This window comes from Psychrobacter sp. ER1 (assembly GCF_048631835.1).
Classification (GTDB): domain Bacteria; phylum Pseudomonadota; class Gammaproteobacteria; order Pseudomonadales; family Moraxellaceae; genus Psychrobacter.
Genome location: NZ_CP184640.1, coordinates 1,186,128 through 1,208,363, shown reverse-complemented (window position 1 = coordinate 1,208,363; position 22,236 = coordinate 1,186,128). Strand labels below are relative to the sequence as shown.

The 22,236-nt window shown below is 43.0% G+C and carries 14 protein-coding genes and 5 pseudogenes; 7 read left to right on the top strand and 12 right to left on the bottom strand.

The features are described from left to right. Positions 1 to 260 precede the first annotated feature (260 nt). The 3 genes from lipB (at position 261) to ACOBWA_RS05520 (ending at position 2,445) form a co-directional block, all read left to right on the top strand. Positions 261 to 1,100, top strand: a complete 840-nt coding sequence (lipB, locus tag ACOBWA_RS05530) for a lipoyl(octanoyl) transferase LipB (protein ID WP_420230433.1) — start codon at positions 261 to 263, stop codon at positions 1,098 to 1,100. Between the two features lie 193 nt (positions 1,101 to 1,293). Beyond that, positions 1,294 to 1,824, top strand: a complete 531-nt coding sequence (locus ACOBWA_RS05525; protein ID WP_290177799.1) for an inorganic diphosphatase — start codon at positions 1,294 to 1,296, stop codon at positions 1,822 to 1,824. Between the two features lie 156 nt (positions 1,825 to 1,980). Further along, entirely contained in the window at positions 1,981 to 2,445 is a 465-nt protein-coding gene (locus ACOBWA_RS05520) for a hypothetical protein (RefSeq protein WP_101205393.1), read from the top strand. A gap of 145 nt (positions 2,446 to 2,590) precedes the next feature. Here ACOBWA_RS05520 and ACOBWA_RS05515 read toward each other — a convergent pair whose 3' ends face one another. The 5 genes and pseudogenes from ACOBWA_RS05515 to ACOBWA_RS05495 all read right to left on the bottom strand — a co-directional run bounded on the left by ACOBWA_RS05515 (position 2,591) and on the right by ACOBWA_RS05495 (position 7,430). Continuing rightward, positions 2,591 to 3,406 carry a sulfite exporter TauE/SafE family protein gene (locus tag ACOBWA_RS05515; RefSeq protein ID WP_414558491.1) on the bottom strand — a complete coding sequence of 272 codons (816 nt, stop codon included), beginning with the start codon at positions 3,404 to 3,406 and terminating at the stop codon, positions 2,591 to 2,593. A 113-nt stretch (positions 3,407 to 3,519) separates the two neighbouring features. Next, positions 3,520 to 4,035: a flavin reductase gene (locus ACOBWA_RS05510; protein WP_420230432.1), complete on the bottom strand. Its 516-nt coding sequence runs from the start codon at positions 4,033 to 4,035 to the stop codon at positions 3,520 to 3,522. Positions 4,036 to 4,140: 105 nt separating this feature from the next. Then, positions 4,141 to 5,168 (bottom strand): annotated as a pseudogene (locus ACOBWA_RS05505) (methionine synthase). A 54-nt stretch (positions 5,169 to 5,222) separates the two neighbouring features. Continuing rightward, positions 5,223 to 6,260 carry a DUF1852 domain-containing protein gene (locus ACOBWA_RS05500; protein ID WP_420230431.1) on the bottom strand — a complete coding sequence of 346 codons (1,038 nt, stop codon included), beginning with the start codon at positions 6,258 to 6,260 and terminating at the stop codon, positions 5,223 to 5,225. Positions 6,261 to 6,566: 306 nt separating this feature from the next. Next, entirely contained in the window at positions 6,567 to 7,430 is an 864-nt protein-coding gene (locus ACOBWA_RS05495) for an SDR family NAD(P)-dependent oxidoreductase (RefSeq protein WP_420230725.1), read from the bottom strand. Positions 7,431 to 7,740: 310 nt separating this feature from the next. Between ACOBWA_RS05495 and ACOBWA_RS05490 the strand changes: the two genes are divergently transcribed. Continuing rightward, entirely contained in the window at positions 7,741 to 8,136 is a 396-nt protein-coding gene (locus tag ACOBWA_RS05490) for a DUF1622 domain-containing protein (protein WP_420230430.1), read from the top strand. 91 nt (positions 8,137 to 8,227) lie between these two features. Here ACOBWA_RS05490 and dusB read toward each other — a convergent pair. From dusB to ACOBWA_RS05475, 3 genes and pseudogenes are all read right to left on the bottom strand, one after another. Continuing rightward, positions 8,228 to 9,258 (bottom strand): annotated as a pseudogene (dusB, locus tag ACOBWA_RS05485) (tRNA dihydrouridine synthase DusB). A 122-nt stretch (positions 9,259 to 9,380) separates the two neighbouring features. After that, a complete protein-coding gene (locus tag ACOBWA_RS05480; RefSeq protein ID WP_420230429.1) occupies positions 9,381 to 11,426 on the bottom strand; it encodes a BCCT family transporter in 2,046 nt (681 codons plus the stop codon). A gap of 309 nt (positions 11,427 to 11,735) precedes the next feature. Further along, positions 11,736 to 12,175 (bottom strand): annotated as a pseudogene (locus ACOBWA_RS05475) (HIT family protein). A 233-nt stretch (positions 12,176 to 12,408) separates the two neighbouring features. Here ACOBWA_RS05475 and ACOBWA_RS05470 point away from each other — a divergent pair. The 3 genes and pseudogenes from ACOBWA_RS05470 to ACOBWA_RS05460 all read left to right on the top strand — a co-directional run bounded on the left by ACOBWA_RS05470 (position 12,409) and on the right by ACOBWA_RS05460 (position 16,766). Continuing rightward, entirely contained in the window at positions 12,409 to 13,164 is a 756-nt protein-coding gene (locus ACOBWA_RS05470) for a hypothetical protein (RefSeq protein ID WP_420230428.1), read from the top strand. A 220-nt stretch (positions 13,165 to 13,384) separates the two neighbouring features. Continuing rightward, a pseudogene (gene ilvD / locus ACOBWA_RS05465) lies at positions 13,385 to 15,270 on the top strand (dihydroxy-acid dehydratase). A 248-nt stretch (positions 15,271 to 15,518) separates the two neighbouring features. Next, positions 15,519 to 16,766: a cation:proton antiporter gene (locus tag ACOBWA_RS05460; protein ID WP_420230427.1), complete on the top strand. Its 1,248-nt coding sequence runs from the start codon at positions 15,519 to 15,521 to the stop codon at positions 16,764 to 16,766. A 55-nt stretch (positions 16,767 to 16,821) separates the two neighbouring features. On the opposite strand, the gene ACOBWA_RS05455 is transcribed toward ACOBWA_RS05460, so the two are convergent. The 4 genes and pseudogenes from ACOBWA_RS05455 to ACOBWA_RS05440 all read right to left on the bottom strand — a co-directional run bounded on the left by ACOBWA_RS05455 (position 16,822) and on the right by ACOBWA_RS05440 (position 21,725). Continuing rightward, positions 16,822 to 18,201, bottom strand: coding sequence for a serine hydrolase domain-containing protein (locus ACOBWA_RS05455; RefSeq protein ID WP_420230724.1), 1,380 nt, complete (start codon positions 18,199 to 18,201; stop codon positions 16,822 to 16,824). Between the two features lie 386 nt (positions 18,202 to 18,587). Further along, complete coding sequence (locus ACOBWA_RS05450; RefSeq protein WP_420230426.1) at positions 18,588 to 19,028, bottom strand: serine/threonine protein phosphatase; 441 nt, start codon at positions 19,026 to 19,028, stop codon at positions 18,588 to 18,590. Between the two features lie 58 nt (positions 19,029 to 19,086). After that, entirely contained in the window at positions 19,087 to 20,001 is a 915-nt protein-coding gene (locus tag ACOBWA_RS05445) for a MaoC family dehydratase (protein WP_420230425.1), read from the bottom strand. Between the two features lie 324 nt (positions 20,002 to 20,325). Continuing rightward, a pseudogene (locus ACOBWA_RS05440) lies at positions 20,326 to 21,725 on the bottom strand (3-oxoacyl-ACP reductase). Between the last annotated feature and the right edge of the window lie 511 nt (positions 21,726 to 22,236).

The window sequence follows — 22,236 nt, the reverse complement described above, 5'->3', positions numbered from 1 at the left end:
TTTAATGTAGCGCATCGACTGAGCAATGAACAGCATCTTTGGTTGACTACTGCGTCTGTACTAGCAGTACCTTTATAAGCGACTTACCACTGTTCTATACCTATTATTTCATCATCAATTGCTAGCTGATTGCTATTAGCATTTACGCCATTTACAGACATTGCGCCAGTATATATCTTTGGGCGATAGTCGCCAAAACTGCTACACTACCGATGAGCATTATTTATTTTAAACTTGATAATAATAAGACAGATATTCTCATGCAAAATGACACACAACCCCTTAATGACACGCTTGTCAGCAAATCTCTCTCAGCCGCCGATTATGTCCCTACTCTCGATGCGATGCTGGCACGCACCCTCGAACGTATCGATCTAAAAAAACAACAAGGGCAGCGTACGCCTGATGAATTGTGGATTGTCGATCATAACGACGTCTACACGCTTGGACAGGCAGGCAAAGAAGAACACATATTACAGCGTACTGATACGCCTATCATCAAGACCGATCGCGGTGGTCAGGTGACATGGCATGGTCATGGCCAGTTGGTTATCTATTGGTTGTTTGACTTGGACAGTCTCAAATGGAGTGTGCGCAATCTCGTCTCTCACGCTGAGCAAGCGATAGAAGACGTCATCAACGACTGTTTGCGTAGCTCACCATCTAATAGTGACAATATCAGTGCTCATGCGCGACGTGATGCCCCTGGTGTCTACCTATATGCAGATACTGCTGCAACAGATGACAGCACCTCTACAGACGACAGCTCTCTTGATAATAAGATTATGCTTGGAAAAATGGCCTCGCTAGGCTTTAAGATTAAGCATGGCTTTAGCTACCATGGTATTGCGATTAATTTAAATTGTGACTTGTCTTCATTTAACGCCATCAACCCTTGTGGTTATGCCGGCATGCAAATGTTGCGATTGTCTGACTTTGTAGCCATGCAGACAGATTCAGAGCAAACAGAGCTAACGGCGCAAACCGGGCAGCAAATGAGCGATTCATTCAGCTATGAGACAGTCACTCAAAAACTTATTGATAACATCGCCAAGCGTCATGCTGGGCTGATTGAGTTGCGAGCTATCGCGCCCAAGTAAATTTTGAGTCCGTTTTTGCATAATCTTTTTTGCATAATATCTTGCACGCTTAGACTTAAGCATTAAGAGAAAATTCAGTACAAACTTGCTATAATCGCATGCAGTACAAATCGGACGCAGCAACTATCCTTGCTGGATCCCTAGCTCAGCCCCTTATTCAAACATTTAAAACAAAAGCAAATTGGAGCATTTTATGGCAGATTTTAACAAAATTTTGGACGCAGGCGACGTAGACGGCGGCATCATCAACGTAGTAGTAGAGATCCCAGCTGGTAGCAGCCATAAAATTGAGTGGAATCGCGAATTAGCAGTATTTGAGCTTGACCGTATTGACCCACAGATTTTTGCTAAACCTTGTAACTATGGTTTCATCCCACAAACACTTGACGAAGACGGCGATGAGCTTGACGTATTGCTATTGACTGAGCAGCCACTACCGACTGGTATTTTCTTAAAAGCAAAAGTCATCGGTGTGATGAAGTTTGTTGATGATGGCGAAGTAGATGACAAAATCGTTGTCGTACCTGCTGATGACCGTGACACAGGTAATGCTTACAACAGCTTAGAAGACCTACCAAAGCAGTTGATCAACCAATTAGAGTTCCATTTCAGTCATTACAAAGACCTGAAAAAAGCTGGTACGACGGTTGTTGAATCTTGGGGTGATGTAAGCGAGGCCAAAGAAGTTATCAAAGAGTCTATCCAACGCTGGAAAGATCTATAATTATCAAATATTGGCAAAAATGCCGATAACGATAAATCACAAAATACCGCAGTCACCATAGTGGCCGCGGTATTTTTTGCTTGAACATTGCTTATCTAACATGGTTATAATGAGCATATTACTCATTCACACTTATACGCCGTAATAAGGACAGTCATGTTTAACCCCGACCCTAGCGCAAAACCGGTCAATACCAAGTTGCCAAGAGACGTCATTATGATGGTCGAAAAAAACAACCTAGTAATGGCCATTAAAACTTTGGCGGCAGACGAAAACATCAGTATGGATGAAGCCAAAAGTAGAATTGATGCTTATGAGACCCAACTGAAAGTAAAGCAACAACAGAAGCTCAATACCATCGCTAGTAAACAAGGCATTCCAAATCAAGCCATTAGCTTTGATAGAGAGCAAGAGGAAGACGAGCCTGGACCATTGGTAAAAAATCGTGTTAAAACCACCAAACAGAGTCAAGGGTTTAAGGGGCTGCAAGACGGTGTCGATAGTCAGTTGAATGACTTAGGCTATAAGAAACCCCTACTACCTTATTGGCTAAAACGATTGCTCGTGATCGCTGTCTTGATGATAGGAATATTTTGGATATTATGGCGAGTATTTGGTTAAGTGATTTAGCTAAATAAAGGACTGAATCAACATACCTTCTATAAAACTGCATACCGACTAGCTACAATTTAAGAATGTAGCTAGTCGGTATGCTAATTGAAACCTGCCCTTGAATCCTTTCAAGCGTCCATTAATCTCAAATTACTTAGAGCAATCCTTTATATAAGAAGTAACAGCCTACGACGGTCAATAGTACCGCAAAGCATTTTTTCAGCAACTGCGGCGATAATGCGTGAGCGACTTTTGCGCCTAGCTTGGCGGTAAAGAAGCTCATAATGCTAATGCCTAAAAAAGCATAGATGTGAACAAAGCCAATCGTATTGGGCACGTCGACTTGAGCTTGCATGCCAAAGAACATAAATCCTAGCGCACCTGCAATGGCGATAGGTAAACCACAAGCGGCTGAGGTTCCAACGGCTTTTTGCATCACCACACCGTAACGCGTGAGATAAGGTACGGTTAAGCTACCACCGCCAATCCCAAAAATAGCAGAAGCGATACCGATGCCAGCCCCTGCTGCTAATTGCTTAGGTTTTGAAGGCAAAGCTATATGAACATTACCAGCATCGTTATTTGCTTTCTTTTTGCCACCCATAAACATTTTATAAGCGACCCAAAGCAAAAACACACCAACAATCAACTGAAGATACAACCCAGATATCTGTCCTGCTATCCCTGCCCCTAAAAAACAGCCTATTACTAAACCTGGCGTCAGATTTTTAAAGACAGGCCACATGACTGCGCCTTTCTTATTGTGCGCCATGAGCGAGCTTATGGATGTAACGATGATAGTCGCTAGTGAAGTACCCAAGGCCAAGTGCATAATACTGTCAGGACTGTAACCCATTTGCGTAAAGACAATAAATAGCAGTGGTACGATAATAGTGCCACCGCCTACTCCAAATAGCCCTGCAGCAAATCCTGCTAGCGCCCCTATTATTAAAAAAGTTATTAATTCCACAGGATAGTTACTTCTTATTTAGATTTAATGAGATGATAATTATAGTTAAACGACTGCTCAATATTGAACGAGCAATAGCCCATAGGCTTAGGTGTTGGATAATAGGTATTGGATTAAATAAGCTCTACTTGCCCCACTCTAGAATAGGCACGATTAAAATAAACCAACCCTTCATCAGTTCCGCCTTGTGGCTCAGCCTGATTGATGGCGACAACGCGGCACATAAAGACGCTATGCGTGCCAACTTCTTGAATTTGTTCAATCTCACAATCAAAGCTGACCAAGGCATCCTCCAATACAGGAGCGCCTGTTTGTAATTGTGTCCAAGAACCATATTCAAACCGTTCTTCTGAACACAGCTTAGAGGCAAAAGCATTGGACAGCTGCTCATGTTGCGCGCCTAACACATTGACACTTAAAATCTTGTTTTCCAGAAAATAGCCATGTGACCGAGACGTTTGATTCATACAGACCAGCAAGGTCGGCGGTGTGTCTGTGACACTACATACTGCCGATGCTGTAAACCCATGCATGCCCGTCGCACCTGCTGTGGTCACCACATTGACCGCAGTCGTTAGCAAAGACATAGCATCTCTAAAGTCGGTCGCGTCAATCCTATCTTTAATCATTGCTTCAATCCCGAGAAACGTTAAAAAATAACGTTAAAAAATTGTGCTTCAATTTTAGTTTTGTAAGGGAAATTCTTTAAATAGAATTTCCTAAACGGCTAAACTCTAAGCAGTCAGTTCTTGACGAACGATTTGAGCACCAGCGCTTAAGGCTGCGAGCTTACCACGTGCGACTTGGCGAGACAAAGGTGCCATGCCGCAGTTGGTCGCAGGATACAGCTTGTCAGCATCGACAAATTGTAGCGCTTTGCGTAGCGTATCTGCTACCTCTTCTGGTGTCTCGATAGTGTTGGTTGCCACATCAATGGCACCGACCATCACTTTTTACCACGAATCAGCTCAATCAGATCCATAGGTACACGTGAGTTTTGACACTCCAGTGAGATAATATCAATTTTCGACTGTTGCAATTTAGGGAACGCTTTTTCGTATTCGCGCCACTCTGAACCCAGTGTCTTTTTCCAATCGGTATTGGCTTTGATGCCATAGCCGTAGCAAATATGGACAGCTGTCTCACATTTTAGGCCTTCAATGGCGCGCTCTAAAGTTGCAATACCCCAGTCGTTCACATCATCAAAGAATACATTAAATGCTGGCTCATCAAACTGGATAATATCGACGCCAGCCGCTTCTAATTCTTTTGCCTCTTGGTTCAGGATTTTAGCAAATTCCCAAGCCAATTTTTCACGGCTTTTATAATGACCGTCATATAACGTATCAATCATCGTCATCGGCCCTGGCAACGCCCATTTGATTGGCTGATCAGTTTGCTGACGTAAAAATTTGGCATCATCAACGAAAACGGACTTCGGACGGCTCACCGCACCAACGACTGATGGCACACTCGCATCATAGCGATTGCGGATTTTGACCGTTTCACGCTTCTCAAAGTCAACACCATCAAGGTGCTCGATGAACGTAGTCACAAAGTGCTGACGGGTCTGCTCGCCATCACTGACAATATCAATCCCTGCATGCTGCTGTTCTTGCAATGATACACGCAGCGCATCTTGCTTGGCTTCAAGCAACTGCTCGCCCTCTAACGCCCAAGGTGACCAAATTTTCTCTGGTTCTGCTAGCCAAGACGGTTTTGGTAAGCTGCCAGCGGTAGACGTCGGTAATAGTAGTTTCATACGATTTATCTTCTGATTAATTTATTTTTTATTATATTGATGAGTGATGCTCAGTTAAGCAGCTTGCTTCCTAGCCGTTTTCTTGTCAGCGGCTTCTTTTTGAGCAGTCTCGCCTGTTACATCATAGCTTGCAGCCCATTCCTCAAGGATTGTTTGATACGGCTTAATAAAATGCGTCTCGGTAAATCTGCCTTGGGTCACTGCCATTTGACTGCGTTCGGCACGGTCATAAACTACTTGCGTCAATGAATAGTCTTGGTAATTCAGGCTAGGTTGATACACTTGACCAGCGCTTGAGTTGGCATTGTAAATCTCAGGACGGTAGATCTTCTGAAAGGTCTCCATGGTACTGATTGCACTAATCAGCTCAAGATCAGTGTAATCACTGAGCAAGTCCCCTGCAAAATAAAATGCTAATGGCGCGGCGCTACCCTCAGGCTTAAAATAACGTACCGTTAAGCCCATTTTATGAAAATAGTCGTCGGTCAACGAGTATTCATCTTGCTTGTACTCAATGCCCAATACAGGATGCTGATTGACAGTACGGTAGTAAGTCTTGCTGGTTGACACGCTCAGGCAAATCACTGGTTTTTTGTGAAAATGAGCGTTGTAAGCCTCTGAGTTCAATAAATATTGAAACAGCTTGCCGTGCAACTCACCAAAATTATCTGGCGTTATGGATGCTAGGTTTTTGTCGCGATGCTCTGGTAACACAATACTAAAATCATAATCACGCACGTAAGAGGAGAAACTGTTGCCAACCATGCCGTCGATACGCTTGTTTTCTTTGTGATCCACAATCGTTGTTTTTAGCGTTTCGATAATAGGAAACGTCTGACCATTGCCTTTAACATCTAGATCGACAGAGATGATATCAACTTCAACAGAATAACGATCTGCTGTCAGATTATCCCAATGCGCCAATGCATTAAAGCGGTTATTGATCATGGTTAACGTTTTGCGTAAGTTCTCTTGGCGGTGCTCGCCGCGTGCCAAATTTGCAAAGTTAGTCGTCAAACGCGTGCTATCTGCAGGCTGATAGTTTTCGTCAAAACGAATGTGCTTAATTGAACAATTGAATTCTTTACTCATGGTGATTCGCTACCTTATTTATCTGAGATAAAACCAAATCTGTGTATGAGGTGAATCATACCGAAATCTAAACATGAATAAAAACGATACAATTTAAACATAAGATGAATTTTATTCATCTTCCTGAAACTTAGATATAAAGGAAATTTAACAGCGGAAGTTTTAAAGGTTTATTTAACGTATAACTAAGCCTTTCACATACTGGCGGTGAAGAAGGCTTTTATACTGCTTAAGAGTATTTGAGGCATAAAAAAGGATACCGTAGTATCCTTCTTATTCAAATTTGAGCCTGATAACAAATTGATTCTAGTGATGCTCACCAGGAAGAATTTTGGCAAAGGCGCGCTGAGCAAGGTTAGGCTTGCTATCCGTCGTTTGTGCAGCTGTCGAACTTGGGAAAATGCGATAACCAATGGACTGGACGCCAACGTTAAAGGCTGGTACCAGTGAATAAGTCGCCGAGGCAAATCTACCCATATTACTAGCAATGCTATTTGGCTTATGAACGATGGCTTTTGCGACCATCATCGCTGCTTCGTCAGGCATCAGTGCTGGCATATAGCGATATAGCTTGGTTGGCGCAATCATCGGGGTACGTACAAGTGGCATAAAGATATTGGTCACTCTGATGTTATCGCCTTTGACTTCAGCAGCCAAACAGCGACTAAATGCATCTAAGGCAGCCTTTGACGCGACATACGCTGAAAAGCGCGGACTATTTGCCAATACCCCAATCGAAGATATATTCACGATTTGACCGGTCTGGCGACCAATCATCGTTGGCAAGAAACCAAGAATGATTTTGACCGCGCCAAAATAATTAATCTCCATGGTACGTTCAAAGTCATGAAAGCGGTTGACCGACTCATGCACTGAACGGCGAATCGAACGTCCTGCATTGTTGACTAGTACATCAACATGCTTAAAGTCAGCCAAAATCTTTTCACTGGTTTTTTCAATCTCATCCATATTGGTCAGGTCACATGGATAATAACTGGCCGTGCCACCAAGTGTTTCAATGTTTTCTTTGACCATTTTTAGCTTATCTTCAGTACGGGCCAGCAAAATAACATGCGCGCCGCATTCACTGAGCAAAAAAGCCGTACGCTCGCCGATACCACTTGAAGCGCCTGTGATGATAATATTCTTGCCTTTGACGGCTTTGGTAATTGCTTTTTCGAGAGATTGGCCATAAAAAGTCCTTTTCGTTTACTCTATAGTTATTGGTATTCGGTTATAGCATAGCAAAAAAATGTCGTATGGAGTGAACAAAACCATAGTGGGCATTAGCTAACGGGACTTTTACAAATTTCGTCGACATAAATATTTATACATACATTTTTAGCTTATTGTTAATTACTAAGTGTTAAGTGTTAAGTGCTGAGTGCTGAGTGCTAAGTGCTGAGTGCTAAGTGCTGAGTGCTAAGTGCTAAGTGCTAAGTGCTAAGCTTTTTCTAATCAATTATGAGGAGTACCTGCTTTGATAGACACACTAACTCACTATATCGACTTAATTGCCAAAATGATCGAAGTCATTGGCGTCCTCATTATGTTTTTTGGGCTATTTCTTGCTTTATATAGGGCTTTTCGATCGTCGAGGCATTTTAATAATGATACTTATGTAGAGATCAGACAGACCGTAGGCAAGTCTATATTGTTGGGATTAGAGGTGCTAATCGCCGCTGATATCGTGGCTACTGTCGTCACTGAGCCATCGCTACGCAGCGTACTGGTGCTAGGTTTTATCGTACTGATTCGAACCTTTTTAAGCTTATCGTTACAGGTTGAATTAGAAGGTCGATTCCCTTGGCAAAATAGAAAACCTGCGCCTGACAAACAGCCTGATACTGATACTGTGCCAATCGATAAAGCATAGCTGTTAGATAAAAGAGCTATCAAAAGGCAACACGTAAAAGCACTATTAAAAGTAATTAGCACGAGTTTATAAAACAAGATTTAAGCGATTACTATTCGTGCGCCTGTAAAAAAGTCTCGACCACTTTGAATTGCCCAACCGTACTTTCTTCACCATACATCGCCTGTCTAAAGGCGTTAGAGTTTGGAATACCTGTCGTATACCATGCAATATGTTTGCGAGCGATACGGCAGCCTGAGTACTCTCCGTAGAAATCATAGAGCTCTTGCAAATGGGCCAGTACGATCTCTTTTATTTCACTAACGCTTGGTGCCTCTAGACGCTCGCCAGTACGCAAAAAATGCTCAATATCGCGAAATATCCACGGCTGCCCTTGTGCAGCACGCCCAATCATCACCGCATCACAGCCTGTCATCTCATAGACGTGTTGGGCTTTTTGTGCGCTATCGATATCGCCATTGGCAATGACAGGAATACTGATACTTTCTTTGACTTCGCGTATTAGCTCATATCGTGCATTGCCTGTATACATGTCTTCACGTGTACGGCCATGAATAGCAATTGCTGCAATGCCTGCCTGCTCAGCACGCTTAGCGACTCGTAAGATATTTTCACGACCATTCTCAAACCCTAGACGTGTCTTTAGCGTGACAGGTGCATCCACCGCATTGACCGTGGCATCTAGCAAGCGCGCGACCAAATCTTCGTCTTGCAACAATGCAGAACCTGCCAGCTTACGACAGACCTTCTTGGCCGGACAGCCCATATTGATATCGATAATCTGTGCACCATTATCAATCTGATATCGTGCCGCTTCAGCCAGTTTGTCCGGCTCAGCACCTGCTATCTGTGCCGAAATAGGCGCAATCTCATTATCAAAATTGGCACGGTACAAGGATTTTTGCGTGCATAAAGGGCCGTATCAGCGATGATCATCTCGCTGACCGCATGACCTGCGCCAAATGATTTACACAATCGGCGGAAAGGATTATCCGTCACGCCTGCCATCGGTGCGACCATCAAACGATTTTCAATCGTCAGGCCACCGATATTTAATGGCTGTAATAGCGGATGATCAGACAAAGTCGAGGACGAAGGTAAAATGGGAGAATCAATAGACATAAAAAAAACGGCTTGATTTGTAAGGAAAACAAGCCGTTATTCTAAGGATTCCTGCGTTTATTGCAAGCGATTAACGTGAATAGCTTGCATAAGCATTACTCGTTTTTGATACATTTCATGCATTATTTATCAAGCACACTGCCCTGCTCTAGTGTGATGTCATCATCATGCTCTTGCATGCGCCACGGCAGGCTATCAGGCGATACATTGAGGAAATGTAAATACTTCTCAAACTGATCAATAATGTCATTAATCACTGATTCAGATTTGTAGCCGTATAAGTCATAGGTCTGACCACCACGGCGTAGATACACCTCAGCGCGATGATGATGCTCTTGTGGCAAAGTATCTGCACTGTCTTCAGTATAATAGTCAGGCGCATCATGCTCAGATAAGCGCACCTCATACCAAAACTCGACATCGTCACCGCGTTGTAACTCAAGCACCGCACGGTTATTGACCGCGTCATAGTTGACCTCAGTCGTCCAGCCAGTTTCTGCAAATTTAGACGACACTTCCATCATCGAAGGCATCACCACTTCTTTGATATAACTTAAGACCTTTTCACGCGTTGGCTTATCGGTTATATAATCAATACGCTCGCGCCATGCAGACGGTTTGAGTAGATGCGGCGGCAGTCTGTTGTCATTACCAAGGCTCTGATTACGATGTCCTTCGATACGCAGCGCACGCCACATACCAAACATAGAAATAAGAATAATAATCGCAAATGGTAACGCACTAACGATAGCTGCTGTTTGTAGGGCTTCTAAACCGCCTGCAAGTAGTAATACTGCTGCGACAGCACCTTCAGTCACTACCCAAAAGCTACGCTGCCACCATGGTGTATCACTGCGACCACCTGCCGCTAGCGAGTCAATTACCAATGAGCCAGAATCCGATGACGTCACAAAAAAGGTAATAATCAATAAAATGGTCAACGACGACACAAATTCAGTAAACGGTAGATTCTCTAACAATTTAAACAAAGCAATCGCTTGGTTGTTTTGTACTTCACTGATTAATGAGGTATAACCATCGACCATAATCATGTGTAGCGCGGTATCACCAAACACCGAAAACCAGAAGAACGTAAAGAAGGTCGGTACTAGCATCACACCCAATACGAACTCACGAATAGTACGGCCACGGCTAATCTTGGCGATAAACAGACCCACAAAAGGCGCCCATGCAATCGTCCATGCAAAAATAAATAAAGTCCAGCTGCCGATCCAATTGCTATTTTCGTATGCCTGCAAGCTAAAGGTACGTTCAACGATATTACCCAAATAGCTACCTGTATTTTCCATAAAGGCATTTAAGATAAAAATGGTCGGACCGAAAACAAATACGAACAGCATCAGCGCAGTTGCCAATAGCATATTTAAAATAGATAAGCGTTTTACACCCTTATCCATACCTGCCAATACCGATACCAATGCCGCGGCGGTCACCAAGGCAATGGCAATCACCTGCACGGTCGTATTCACTGGAATGATATCTGGCAATAGATAATTGAGTCCCGCATTAATTTGCGACACCGACAAGCCAAGACTGGTAGCAATACCGAACATCGTACCCAATATCGCAAACACATCGACTGTATGACCGATAGGGCCATGAATCCTGTCACCAATAATCGGATACAGTGTCGAGCGTATTGATAATGGTAGACCATGACGAAACGCAAAATAAGCTAGTGATAAACCAACGACACCATAAATTGCCCAAATATGAAAACCCCAATGAAAATACGCAATTTGCATCGCCTCTTTTGCCGCGGCGATAGTCTGCGGATCCGACATTGGCGGACTAGAAAAGTGCATCACTGGTTCCGCTACCCCATAAAACAGTAGCGCAATCCCGTAACCTGCCGAAAACAGCATGGCAAACCATTCAAGAAATCCGTACTCCGCCTCAGCATGATCAGGGCCCAGCTTGATACTGCCATAAGACGAAAACGCCAGTACAATAATAAACATCAAAAACAGCGCCACTGCCAGCATATAAAACCAGCCGAAGGTCTCGGTCGTAAAGCTAAGCACATCACTAAACAGAGCACCCGCTGCTTCAGGATTGATCGCGGTACCAATGACCAATAACAGCATAATAATTGCTGCAGGTACAAAGACTGGTAATAAAATAGTCGAACGAGGTAATTTACTCATGAAAGATAATATCCTCAAAATTTGACGATGCCTTTTTATAAAAAATTTTAATTAAGGCAAAGATTAGAAAATGTGTGTGAATGGTTATAATAATTATCACACTCTTTTCCAAAACCCTAGACAAGCGTTCAACTCGTAACATGACTTTAACGAATGTTACATGACTATTACCAAGAAAATAAAAAAGGCAGCTTGCTAGCTGCCTTTTGATTGTATATGTATTTTTTAGTGATTTATAATCTATAAATGCTCGCTAATTTGTAAATACCAATATTTTTTATACCTAAACAGAAGCACTCTGTTTCCTGACTAGGCATCAATCACTACCGCCAACTTCTGCGCAATATCTGCCAAATCATTGTTGTCGGCTTGGGTCACTGCATGACGTCCTAACTCATGGATACTTGATGGAATGAGATGCACATGATAATGAAAAACCGTTTGACCTGCTTGTGAGCCATTCAACTGCATTTGGATAACGCCTTCACGCTCAAACACTTGACGCTGGGCTTGCATGACCTTTTAGACGTCATCAATACCGCAGCGGCATACTCTGGCTCCAGATCGGCCAAATCAACAGCTTTTTGCTTCGGTATCACCAATACATGGCCTTCTGCTTGCGGCATGATATCCATAAAAGCGAGCGTTTTATCATCTTCATATACTTTGTGATACGGAATATCACCATCTAACATTTTGGCAAAAATATTATTGTCGTCATAAGCAGTCTTTTGATTTACTTCAGTCATCACTTGTTCCTTTAAGAGTTTTATTATTAGTTATTGAATAGCTTAATAGCTATCCAAAATAGATAAAAGCATCTGTCATATAGTGGACGAAATATAGTTTTAGTACAAGTCAGTATGACAATCGAATTTGAAAAATATCAAGCCATATTCCAACCATGCTAGCTCACTAATTTATTGGCGGGTCATGCCCTTAAAATGTTATATTAACCCTCTATTTTAATAACGCTATGTTTATGGATTTGCCTACTTTGCCGACTCAACCAGATATGGATAACACTGCTATAACCCTTGATAATCAGGAAGAATACTCTGATATTGAGAGTGAAAGTGATACTCAAACCATCGATCCGAACGCTATCATATTAGCAGAAGCATTGACTGATAAAGCCATCAGCTGGCAGATACACAATTGCAAAATTATAAAGAGGACTGTCACGCAAGATTTGCCACTGCCCTTTTTGTATCACTATGACAGTTTAGATGATGCGATCAAACAAACGCACCCACTCACTCCTGAGCTACTGCTTCAATTCAATACACCCATGTCGGCTCATCAAGCTGCCAAGTTAATTGGCATTGACAAGGAGCTGCTGACCAGTCCTTGGCATGTAAAAATTATTGGCTCGTTGGTAGTATTTAGTGAGGCATTGCAATTGGCCGTACGGCTACATTGGACCAATACGGGTAAAGAGACTCAGCAGATATATACCAAAGATGCTGCCGACGCTATTATTGCCGCTTTTAAAGACTGGCAGTTTTTTGGTCGTGTAGACGTCCTGTATAAAAACACTAAGCAAATATTAATTAGTATTGACGAGCAAAACCCCAATACGCAAGCACTACCTGCCGAATCATTGCTGACGATTGAAGCTAGTGGCGATTATCAACAGCTACTGGCTACTCATGCGCTTGCAGCCATTGTAAAACTAGAAGCAGACAAAGCCGATCTTCCTTGGTTTGACAAAGCCATATTAGAACGTATTGAATAGCTATTTTGAATAACTGTTTTTTCGCTCATCGCTTGTGATTATTAATTCATTATTATTAATTCACTGTTATTAGCATATTGTTTTTAGTTATTCATATCTAATGGTATGGTAACGAATTAGTATTATTCACTAGTACTCACTCTCTATAAAAAGCACACTATCCCTATTAAAACTGAGGGTGCACATTTTAACAACCCCGCCTATTTGTAAGGAATATCACATGGATTATCGCTCAAAAACCTCTACCGGCGGTCGTAATATGGCAGGCGCGCGCGCATTATGGCGTGCAACCGGCATGACTGACGGCGACTTTGGCAAGCCAATCATTGCGATTGCTAACTCTTTTACCCAGTTTGTACCCGGCCATGTGCATCTAAAAGACCTTGGACAGCTGGTCGCCCGTGAGATTGAGCAAGCAGGCGGCGTTGCAAAAGAGTTCAATACCATTGCGGTTGACGATGGTATTGCGATGGGCCATAGCGGTATGTTGTACTCGCTACCAAGCCGTGATTTGATCGCTGATTCTGTCGAGTATATGGTCAATGCTCACTGTGCAGATGCACTAGTTTGTATTTCTAACTGTGACAAAATCACTCCGGGTATGTTGATGGCCGCCATGCGCCTTAACATTCCAGTGGTGTTTATCTCAGGTGGCCCAATGGAAGCGGGCAAAATATTAGCTAGTACCGTTGGTAAGAGCCATAATACTGATAGTAGTGACAGCAGTGCTGTTCGCAAACTTGACCTTGTCGATGCGATGATGGACGCTGCTGATGATAGCATCAGTGATGAAGACGTCGCTGCTATTGAAGCCTCAGCCTGCCCTACTTGTGGCTCATGCTCTGGTATGTTTACCGCCAACTCGATGAACTGCTTGACCGAAGCTTTAGGCCTAGCACTACCAGGTAATGGCTCACTGCTAGCTACTCATTCATTGCGCCGCGAGCTATTTTTAGAAGCGGGTCGTACCATTGTGTCATTAGCCAAGCGTCGTTATGAGCAAGATGATGACTCTGTGCTACCACGCTCTATCGCTACCAAAGCCGCTTTTGAAAATGCCATGAGCTTAGATATCGCTATGGGCGGCTCAACCAATACCATCTTGCATCTACTTGCTGCGGCCAATGAAGCAGAAATCGACTTTAAGATGGCTGATATTGACCGTCTAAGTCGCGGTGTGCCTTGTCTGGCAAAAGTAGCGCCTGCTTCACAGAAATACCATATGGAAGATGTGCATCGTGCTGGCGGTGTATTTGCATTACTCGCTGAGCTTGATCGCGCTGAGTTACTAAAAACTGACGTGCCAACTATCCATAGCGCCACGATGAAAGAAGCGATCGATAAGTGGGACATCATGAACCCTGACAATCATGAGGCACGCGCTCGCTTCCTTGCTGCTCCTGGTGGCGTACGTACCACAGAAGCATTTTCACAATCAAAAGAGTGGTCAAACCTCGACGTCAACCGTGAGTCAGGCTGTATCCGTAGTGCCAAACACGCCTACTCTACAGATGGCGGCTTAGCCGTATTATATGGCAATATCGCTGAGCGCGGCTGCGTGGTCAAAACTGCAGGCGTTGACGAAAGCATCTTGACCTTTACTGGTCGTGCGCGACTATTTGAATCACAAGATGATGCGGTTGCTGCGGTATTGGCTGATCAAATCGTTGCAGGCGATGTGGTCATCATTCGCTACGAAGGCCCTAAAGGCGGCCCTGGTATGCAAGAAATGCTTTATCCAACGACTTATCTCAAGTCAAAGGATTGGGTAAAGAATGCGCCCTACTGACTGATGGTCGTTTCTCTGGTGGTACATCAGGTCTATCAATTGGTCATGCTAGCCCAGAAGCTGCTGAAGGCGGTGCGATTGGTTTGGTTGAAGAAGGCGATAGTATTCATATCGATATCCCAAATCGTACCATCAACATGCAAGTAAGCGATGCAGACTTAGCTGCTCGCCGAGAAGCTATGGAAGCGCGTGGTCGTGATGCATGGAAGCCTGTCGACCGTGATCGTCATGTCTCGCCAGCATTACGTGCTTATGCGGCTATGACTACCAGCGCTGATACTGGTGCCGTACGTGACGTGAGTCAAGTGGAGCGCTAGTCTGTAAGCTATCAATGCTCCAGACATACTGATAAAAACATATTAAGCCTGCGCAATGCAGGCTTTTTTCACCAAAAAACAACGTAGCTGTCGTTTTGATAACTATTTTTTGCGGTAATTATTTTATTTTGACGTCATGATAAAGAGTATCAGTGACTGACTATCAACTATTGCTGTGAATTGTCATCAATATATAGAATTACCCTCATAAAATCGACCCTTAAAACATAACGACGTGCGTAAACCTTATGATTGAAAAATATAACTTATTCTTATTAATCTGCGGGATTGCCTTTTTACTCGGGGCCTTGTTTCCTGTTATTTTTAAGCGCACTTCTATCTCGTTACCGATGCTCCAAGTCAGCTTCGGTCTGATGATGGGCTACTGGTGGACGTCTTTATCCTTTTTAGACCCACTTGATAACGGTTTACTCATCGAGAAACTGACTGAGATTGTTGTATTGGTCTCATTGGTTGGTGCCGGTATTAAAATCGACACAGAGTTGTCTTGGCGATTGTGGCGACCAACAGTAAGACTGCTACTCATTACCATGCCTATTGGTATTTTTGCGATGGCAGTCTTGGGGTATTACGCGTTTGGTTTGAGCCTTGGTGCTGCTATTCTATTAGGTGCAGTACTAGCACCTACTGATCCCGTGTTAGCGTCGAGCATTCAGGTGGGACCTCCCAATACAGGAGGAGAAGACACACCGCGCTTTACCTTAACGTCAGAGGCAGGGTTGAACGATGGTCTGGCTTTTCCGTTTGTGTACCTAGCGATTAAAATTGCGGAAGCATTCAGTGAAGGCAAAGCCTTTACTTACGAGATGCTATGGTCGTGGTTTACTCATGATGTCTTATGGAAGATTGGCGCAGGTGTAGTGGTAGGTGTATTGGTTGGTAAATTATTGGCCAAAGTCGTGTTTTCTAAACATACCCGTGAGACTACCATCTCGCAAGGTTATGTGGTTATTGCGTTGACGCTACTAGCCTATGGTCTTGCAGAGTATGTACACAGTTATGGCTTTATCGCTGTATTTGTGGCAGCATTTGCGTTTCGTCGCTCGGAGTGTGAGCATACTTATCATCAAAAACTGCATGATTTCGCTGAGCAATCAGAAGGCTTATTGATGTCATTAGTGCTGGTTATCTTTGGCATGTTCCTCGGTCAAGGGTTACAAGCAGGTGTCGAGTTGACATGGCGCGTCTATATCGTCAGCTTTACCTTCTTACTACTCATACGGCCGATTGGAGGTTTTATTGCCTTATCAGGATTGAACTTACCACATACCGAGAAATACGCAATATCGGCTTTGGGTATTCGCGGTATTGGTACTCTATATTATCTGTCCTATGCGCTCAATCAAGGTTTCTTCGCGGATGAAGATGCGCTTAAATTGTGGATTGTCTGTTCGATTGTCATTTTGACTTCTATCTTTATCCACGGTCTTAGCGCATCGAGACTGCTTAAAATGACACCAAACAAGCAGCATTAAAATTAATGCTGCTTATATTTGAAATAGAATAAATTCGCGATTGAAGTTTGCATTATTAAAGTATCTTTTCTACCCAGCTCAAGACGGCTTCTGTCAGCGCAAACTGACGAACGTCATTGAGCATAGTGGTATCAAAATTATGAATAAAAGCAAATGACAATTGGCGCTCAGGGTCGCACCAAGCAACCGAACCGTTATACCCCATATGCCCAAATCCTGATAAAGCAGGACTCATTCCCTTATCCGTATCATCATTGTTAGCATACAAACTAAATAATCTATGGTAGCCCAATCGCCATTTCATAGCTGCTGGCATAACCGCATCTAAACCCTCAACCTGCGGAGTAGATAACTGCTTAAAAGTAGTACCATCAATCAGCGTTTTTCCTTGCCATACACCGCCATTAGCGAGCATTGCATAAATCGTTGCCAGTGCTTTAGCGGAAGCGACACCATTTGCCGCTGGAATGACCGCCTGTAATGTTTGACGGTTATGATAATCAAGGGCATGTTTGCCAGCAGGTATCAGCGCTACCTTATAGTTTTTTAGATTAAGCTGAGTGGTATTGAAATATAAGCTATTAATACGTGCAGTATTTAATACATGTTGTACGTTATCAATATCAGAGCTATCTAGGCTGTCATCTAGGCTACTTTGCGTCTCAGCTGCACGTTTGTCATTTAGCATTTTCTGTTGCCAGTAATGATAACTAGGTAAGCTTGCATAAGTACGTAAAGTTTCTTGAGAGTCTACTTTTAAGGTTGGTTTTTGACGTCTCGATTTTAATTGAGCACTCGTATCCTCTGATTCTTCAAAATCTTTGGCTAATTTTGCCACCTGATCTACTTTGCTATCTGGCACACCAAAATAGCAGCTGTCGGCAATACCCAGAGGCTCTGTTAGATACTGGCGCAGTGCTTCAGCGAATGATAGATCTGTGACCGCCTCTACTACGCCGCCCAATACCCAGCCATAGATCAACGCACTATAAGCGCTATCATATTTGGGCGCATCTTCGGGAGAGGTAATAGGCATCGCTGCAATGTGACGCAGCATCGTATTCCAATCGAGTACCGTCTCGCTATCGACATCGATACTTTGAATCGAAAACAAATCGGCCTGATGTGGCATGACTTGTCGCAACGTAATTTGGTCTTTTCCGTTTGCAGCAAATTCTGGCCAGTAATGGGCAATAGGTTTGTCATATTCAAGCAGTTGCTGCGAAACCAGCACATGAACCAATGTTGCCAATACTCCTTTACCAGTAGAAAAATTAATGGCCAACGTATCAGGCTGCCACGGCATATCAGGACGCGCCATACCTGTACTGACTTGCGCAATACACTGACCTGCCTGATACACGGCCACAGCCCCGCCAGCAGGTACATCATCAAGCTGTAAATCTGTCAATAATTGCTGTAATTTTTTTGAAATTCAGCATTTATAGATGTATTAGAATTTTCTGTATTATGATCCATTATTATTACCTTGCTCCAGTGATATGAATTATTCTATTTTTAAGATGATAGGAATACGTAAGCTATATAAAATATTTGAACCAGTATAAATGAATTGTGAGCCAATAAAAAAGGCCACCCATTGGTCGCCTTTTTTATTATTTATTTTGATGTTATTTTTAGAGTTTACTCACGTCTAAGACAGCATTGAAATGCAGTGCTGTAAATTTAGTTAACGCGGTACTAGCAAACGATTATGAACTTCTTGTTCAAGCTTGGTCAAACCATGACTGCGACCACGTTCCATCGCTGTATCCATCTTACGTCCACGCAACCATCCTGCCCGCAGCGCTATTGCAGCTCCTACTCTATTACCCGACCCACAGTGCATAGCGATTTTTTGCCATGGTGCTGGCGTAATACATTATCAAACGCCAATATCTTAAGCTGCTTTAGCTCTTTAGCACCGCTGATAGGCAGCTGTTCGTAGTGCATACCTGCTTGCTCAACTGCTGATGCCTCATCAAAGCTTAATTCGTCATCAGGCTGCAAGTTGATGACCAGCTCGACACCTGCTTTCGCTAAAGCCGCAACTTTTTCGTCATCTAATGTACCGCACACGATAGTGTTTGCATCTGGACGAAAATAAGGCTCAAAGATATCGGCCAAATCAACGCCATTATCGGCACTAACATGAATGTTAGCGCCGCTATCGTTAGCAGCGACCGTATCGGTTGCTATCGAGCTATCTGTTTGATCTACGTCTATCACGTTTTCTTCTGAAGGCATGTTTTGTGAAGTCATAATAATAAATATGTACGTTAAATATGGCTGTTAAAATAGAAGCTTTATGATGTTTATATTACTTGCTGTCGCTATTTAAGGTTACAACACCCGCCAAATGCGGTTTATTGTTTTTAGAGCTATACAGTCCAAACTCACAAGTATCATCTACGTTTTTGAGCTGGGCTACTGGCTCAGCAATCAGCTCTACTTCAGCTGGCAAAAAGATAGGCAGCTTAAATGAGACGTCAATTGTGTAAGCATCAGGCAAGTCACCCATCAGAGCAAGGCACTTAGCCTTTGACCACATACCGTGCGCAATCGCTTTAGGGAAACCAAACGCACGTGCTGATAGTGGATGCAAATGAATCAAGTTAAAATCGCCTGAGACAAAAGCATAACGACGACCGATATCTTCTGGCACTTCAAAAATGCTATGAACACCTGCTTCGTTTACTTCAGGCTTGACCATGACTGGACGCGGCACGCTCTTCTTATCTTTACTGCTAGGTTTTTTGCTACGTGATAAATAAGTCGACGTACCTTCCCAGATGACTTCATCTTCTGACTTTACGATAGTCACGAAGTCAAACTGCTGACCTTGGGCATGATCGCGCAGGTTATCAAAAGTGACCGACATTGCTACCGTTTCACGCTCTCCAATCGGACGATACTGGGTGACGCTATTATCAACGTGAACAAGACCTAACATGGCAAATGGGAATGGCTCTTTGACCATCATGTTCATCTGCAGCGTCTGTGACAATACCGAGAAGTAAGTCGCTGGCACTTTGCCATCATCAGCAAAGCCGCAAATTTTGCGATAGTCATCTAGGTTTTCTTGATCGATATGCAAGTCATCTACATAGTAAGTAGATTGTGGCAACTGGTCTCTACTAACCTTGCCGCCATTACCGATAGGCAATAAGCTTTTGACAATATTGGCATAAGTGGTGTGCGCTTTTGGCAACGCATCATAATGTTTGTCTGACATAAGTACATCCTAAGTGTGGCTTGAACAAGTTCTTTAACGTATATAAAAATAATCTGCAGTCATTGACTAAAGCCTACTATTAAATCATCTAATAAGCATTAAATTTAATCAACCTCATGAGTATCTTTAATAGCAAAAAATAGTTTGGCTATTGGTTCTTGTGTTTTTATCATAAAAAAGCCACCCTTGGGCAGCTTTATTACACTTTATCAAAGATTATTTCGTAAGCATATGTGATACAAACGAGAAATAATAGCTTATATGATACAACTACTGTCTCTATCTGTACCTTATTTCTCACATATACCTGTCAATTAATCAACATTACGCACCAAGTAAGCTTTGACCACAGACGCGAACCGTGTTGCCATTTAGACCGCCAGACGCAGGTGAAGCAAACCATGCGATAGTCTCAGCCACATCTACTGGTAAGCCGCCTTGGCTCATTGAGTTCATGCGGCGACCAGCTTCACGAATAGCAAATGGAATGGCTTCTGTCATTTGGGTTTCGATGAAACCAGGAGCGACTGCATTGATCGTCATGCCTTTAGCATTGTCTTCTAATTGCTTGGCAGTTGCGTTAACCAAACCAATTACCCCAGCTTTAGAAGTGGCATAGTTGGTCTGACCCATGTTGCCCGCGATACCTGAAATTGATGACACACATACGATACGTGCGTTTTCTTTCAGTACGTCATTGTCCAACAAGTAGCGGTTCAATCTAGCGATACTGCCTAAGTTGATATCGATGACCATGTTCCATTTTTTCTCATCCATCTTAGCCAACGTCTTATCACGAGTCACGCCAGCATTATGGATGACTGAATCTAGACCACCACGTTTTTGAGCAGCGTCAGCGATTTCTGCACCAGCGTTTTCACTAGTGATATCTACCGTCAAAGCAGAGCCACTGATTTCGCTAGCAACTTTTTGTAGGTCAGCTTGCTGCTGTGGTACATCTAGACAGATAACATGCGCCCCTTCACGAGCCAATACGCGAGCGATAGCTTCGCCAATACCGCGACTTGCGCCAGTCACTAGCATCGTCTTGCCGCCCAAAGGCTGGTTCCAGTCGACATCAACTGAACTGCCTTTACTGACACGTACTACTTGTCCTGATACATAAGCTGAACGAGCTGAGGTAAAAAGCGTAAGGTTGAATCTAGGTTTTGCTCTGCGCCTTCTTCAACATAAATCAGCTGCGCTGTGATACCGCGTTTAAACTCTTTGCCCACTGACTTTACAAAGCCCTCAAGCGAGCGTTGAGCCATTGCTGTTTCAATATCCGTGATGTTCTCTGGCGTACGACCAACCACAACCACACGGCCTGATTTTTCTACGCGGCGTGCAACTGTATGGAAAAACTCATAAAGCTCTTTTAGCTGTTCAGCATTGCTGATATTACTGGCATCAAAAAGCAATACTTTGAATTGATCATCGCTGCCCGTGTTGGCTTTTGCCTCTACGCCTGCATCAGCAAGTGCGTCTTTGATATCATCACTGCTGTTTACATATACTTCAGCATGCACGTCTGACAGGATACGGGCAACAGAATCACTGACACTTTTGTCATCACCAGTAGCACGGCCAACCAATACACTACCACGCACCAAACGCTCGCCGCTTTCGAAACGATCAAGTGTCGTTGGCATCGGCAAACCTAAATTTTTTGCTACTTTTTTGCCAATAGAAGATTGAACAAAATCACCGTAACGGTCTGACATAATATAATCCTTATAATTAATGATTCGTATAATAATAAAAAATGCAATGAATCTATTATATAGAGACATTGACATCGTAATTATTTAAATTTAGTAAATCGCCTCAAAACTAGCCTAACTATACACTTCCCTCATAAACAAGTCCAAAAACAGATAATGTCTACAACAATCTGTAAACAAGTCAGTATACAAGCCAGTCGTTTTTAGCAGCGTTAAGCGCCACTATAACATGTTAAAATCTGACCTATAGGTTATGGCATACTTAATTATTGATAACAATATATTATCAAACGTACTGTTATGCAATGCTAATATTTCTTACTAGTCAGTCTATTAGAGCGATGCGTCATGGTCATGAATCTACTACCGACCTCATACAAGCGTCACATAGTTTGCTAAAGAGATACATTAAGTGAATAAAAAACGCCTTATGATAAACAGCTGTATTGCGTAATAAGTGATAATATTTGCTTGTATAAAATAACTTAACTATTTTTTATTATTACCTATC